We start from the raw sequence: 3,145 nt of genomic DNA on the forward strand, positions 1-3,145 counted from the left end.
CAGACCGCCACCGATAACCTTGCCCAAGGTGGTCAAATCGGGACGCACATCATACAAGGCCTGTGCTCCCCCCAGAGCAACCCGGAAGCCGGTCATCACCTCATCAAAAATCAACACAATACCATATTGATCGCAAGCACGGCGCAGAGCAGCCAGATAACCGGGCAGTGGCAAAACACAGCCCATGTTTCCTGCCACTGGCTCCACAATCAGGGCGGCAATCTCCTTGCCACGTTCTGCCAGGAGTGCTTCCAGAGCAGGCAGATCGTTATAGGGCAGAGTCAAGGTATCCTGTGCCGTTGCTGGAGGCACACCGGGCGAGGAGGGGACGCCAAAGGTGGCTGCTCCCGAACCGGCTTCCACCAGGAGGCTGTCGCTGTGACCATGATAACAACCGCTGAATTTGACGATACAAGGGCGTCCGGTAAAGGCACGGGCCAGACGCAATGCACTCATGGTGGCTTCGGTGCCGGAGTTGACCAAACGGACCATGGAGATGGAGGGGACACAATCGATAATGGCCTCTGCCAATTGTACTTCCGCCTCAGTTGGTGCACCAAAGGAAGAGCCTTTGCCTGCAGCCTCCTGAATGGCGGTTACCACTGCCGGATGGGCATGGCCGACAATCATTGGGCCCCAGGAACCGACATAATCGATATAGTTGCGTCCATCCACATCGGTCAACCAGGCCCCTTTGGCACTGGCAATGAAGGGAGGAGTACCGCCAACTGATTTGAAGGCTCGTACCGGGCTGTTCACACCACCGGGAATGATCTCTTTGGCACGTTGAAAAAGTGTTGCGGAGCGGTTCATGGCAGGCTCTCCGATTGCAGGGGTTGTTCCAATACTGTATCTGGTATACCTTTATTGCAGGGTGACAGGCAATGGCTGGTCAAACGGTTCCAGGATACAGCAAGTCGGATGTGCTGCAGGCTGACTGTGCCGTGCAGACAGGCAGGGCAGGAAGGGGGAGAGAAGATGGCACCGGAACAGATTGTGAATATGGATGATATTACCACTCTGGCGGAGCGGTTGGATAAAGGGTTGGATATTCATGCCCGTGACAAGGATGGGTGGACTCCATTGCATCGTGCCGTGCAGGAGGGTGACGAGGCACTGGTGCTGCGTCTGTTGCGCACAGGCGCCAATGTGCGTCTGGTCGATTGTTATCTTTGGACTCCATTGCACTGGGCAGTGATTCGTGGCAATGCTGAGATAACCCGCAAACTCCTGGAGGCAGGCGCCGATCCCAAATTGCCGGACAAGGATCTGGAAACCCCTCTGCATTGGGCAGCTTCTTGGGGTCATATTGAGGTGGCGCGACTGTTGGTGGAGTGGGGTGCTGATGTCAATGCCCGTGATCGCCATGGGGAAACCCCCATTTTTCAGGCGGCGCAAGAGGGCAATGATGAGATGGTGGCGTCTCTGATTCAGTGGGGCGCAAAAGTGGATCTGTGCAGTATCGATGGCGGTCCCGCCCTGCATTGCGCCGTGTTTTATGGTCATGCCCCGGTGGTGCAGGCCCTGCTGCAGGGTGGTGCAGACATCAATCTGCGCAATCGTTCCGGTAAAACCCCTTTGCATTGGGCGATTATTCGTGATCGTTCATCCGTGGCCAGCATCTTATTGGCCAATGGTGCCGATGCCCATTTGCAGGATAGTGAAGGAAAAACACCCATTCACTATGCCCAGGAACAGGATAATCCCGAACTGTTGGCTCTTTTGCGAGCTGAGGTATAAATTTTATCTCCGGACTATTCCGGCAAGGATTCTGCTTATGATGTCTCCACTGTTTTCCTCTCGTCTGTCTGCCGTGACGCAACAAAGTGCGCGCAGCGGTCTGCTCCTGGCTCTTTGTTGTGCCTTGCCCGTTTATGTGTGGAGTGCTGAGCCCTCCTCCAGCAAAGCAGCGGCCCCCTCTGTTGGGCAAGCTCTGCCAGAGGAGCGTTCCCATAAACAGGATGGTTTTGCTGTTCCCCCCAAAGGGCCGTTGGTTTCCGAACTGAGCGAAAAGCTGGATCCCGATTCCACAGTGCCAGAAACGGTTATTCGCCGCTATGAGGAGTATAACGGTTTGACTGTGCGCGAATATTTGATCAATGGTACCGTGTTCCAGATTGAGGTTACCCCAGCCAATGGACCTCCCTACTATTTGATCGATGTGGAGGGACGTGGCTTGTTTCAGGAAAGATATGTTGGTTTTCAACCCAGATTGGTAGTGCCACAGTGGGTTTTGTTGCGTTTTTAGGTTTTTGGATCTCATGATGCGATACCCTCCGCTCTGCCTACGGATGGGGGTTGGTGGATGGAAGAACAAAAAGCCACAATTCTGATTGTTGATGATGTGCCTGGCAACATCAAAATGTTGATTGCCAGCATGGGGGAGAGCTATCGCCTGTTGGTGGCTCGCAATGGTCAGGATGCCTTGCATATTGTGCATACCCAGCCGGTTGATCTGATCCTGCTCGATGTGTTGATGCCAGGAATCGATGGCTATGAAGTCTGCCGTCAACTGCAGGAAAGAGAAGAGACCAGGGAAATTCCCATCATCTTTGTCACCACCAAAGGGGAGATCAGCGACGAAATGCAGGCTTTGGAGTTGGGTGCGGTCGATTATCTGACCAAACCCATCTCCCCTCCCATCGTCAAAGCCAGAGTCAAAACCCACCTGGGTCTCAAAACAGCTCGTGAATCTCTGAAAAAACAGAATCAGGCCCTGCAGGAGGCAGCCCGTTTGCGCGAAGATGTGGATCGCATTATGCGCCATGATCTGAAATCGCCGTTGAATGCTGTGATCGGTTTTGCCAATCTCCTCAACGACTCCCTGGAGAAAAACAGCGAACAGGCAAACTATTTGCAGATGGTTCTTGATTCCGCTTATTGCCTGTTGGGGATGATCAACCTCTCCATGGATCTGTTCAAAATAGAACGGGGAATTTATGAGCTGAAAGCCAGAGAGGTCAATGTGCTTGATTTGCTCGACAAGATTAAAGGGGCCAACAAACGGGCCCTGCAACTCAAACAATTGGAGTGGCGGGTGCGGGTAAACGGAGAGGCAGCAGATTATACCAGACCATTTTTGGTCTTGGGAGAAGAGTTGCTCTGTTTTTCCATGCTCGGCAATCTGCTCAAAAATGCGGTCGAA

General features: G+C 53.3%; 4 protein-coding genes. 3 read left to right on the forward strand and 1 reads right to left on the reverse strand.

The features are described from left to right. Positions 1 to 813: glutamate-1-semialdehyde 2,1-aminomutase (locus EJP87_RS14950; RefSeq protein WP_130472661.1), on the reverse strand; the 813-nt coding region annotated here is incomplete at its 3' end. Between the two features lie 165 nt (positions 814 to 978). On the opposite strand from EJP87_RS14950, the gene EJP87_RS14955 reads away from it, so the two are divergent. From EJP87_RS14955 to EJP87_RS14965, 3 genes are all read left to right on the forward strand, one after another. Further along, positions 979 to 1,740, forward strand: coding sequence for an ankyrin repeat domain-containing protein (locus tag EJP87_RS14955; protein WP_193771426.1), 762 nt, complete (start codon positions 979 to 981; stop codon positions 1,738 to 1,740). Between the two features lie 37 nt (positions 1,741 to 1,777). Then, positions 1,778 to 2,248: a DUF2782 domain-containing protein gene (locus EJP87_RS14960; protein WP_193771427.1), complete on the forward strand. Its 471-nt coding sequence runs from the start codon at positions 1,778 to 1,780 to the stop codon at positions 2,246 to 2,248. A 57-nt stretch (positions 2,249 to 2,305) separates the two neighbouring features. Further along, positions 2,306 to 3,145, forward strand: an 840-nt coding sequence (locus EJP87_RS14965; protein ID WP_130472664.1) for a hybrid sensor histidine kinase/response regulator, incomplete at its 3' end; no start/stop codon positions are given.

Origin of the sequence: Candidatus Magnetaquicoccus inordinatus (assembly GCF_004217665.1) — a bacterium.
Lineage (GTDB): Bacteria > Pseudomonadota > Magnetococcia > Magnetococcales > Magnetaquicoccaceae > Magnetaquicoccus > Magnetaquicoccus inordinatus.

Bases quoted from the DNA above. Each gene is read 5' to 3' on its own strand.
- EJP87_RS14955 (WP_193771426.1), top strand. From the start codon at position 979: ATGGCACCGGAACAGATTGTGAATATGGATGATATTACCACTCTGGCG.
- EJP87_RS14960 (WP_193771427.1), top strand. From the start codon at position 1,778: ATGATGTCTCCACTGTTTTCCTCTCGTCTGTCTGCCGTGACGCAACAA.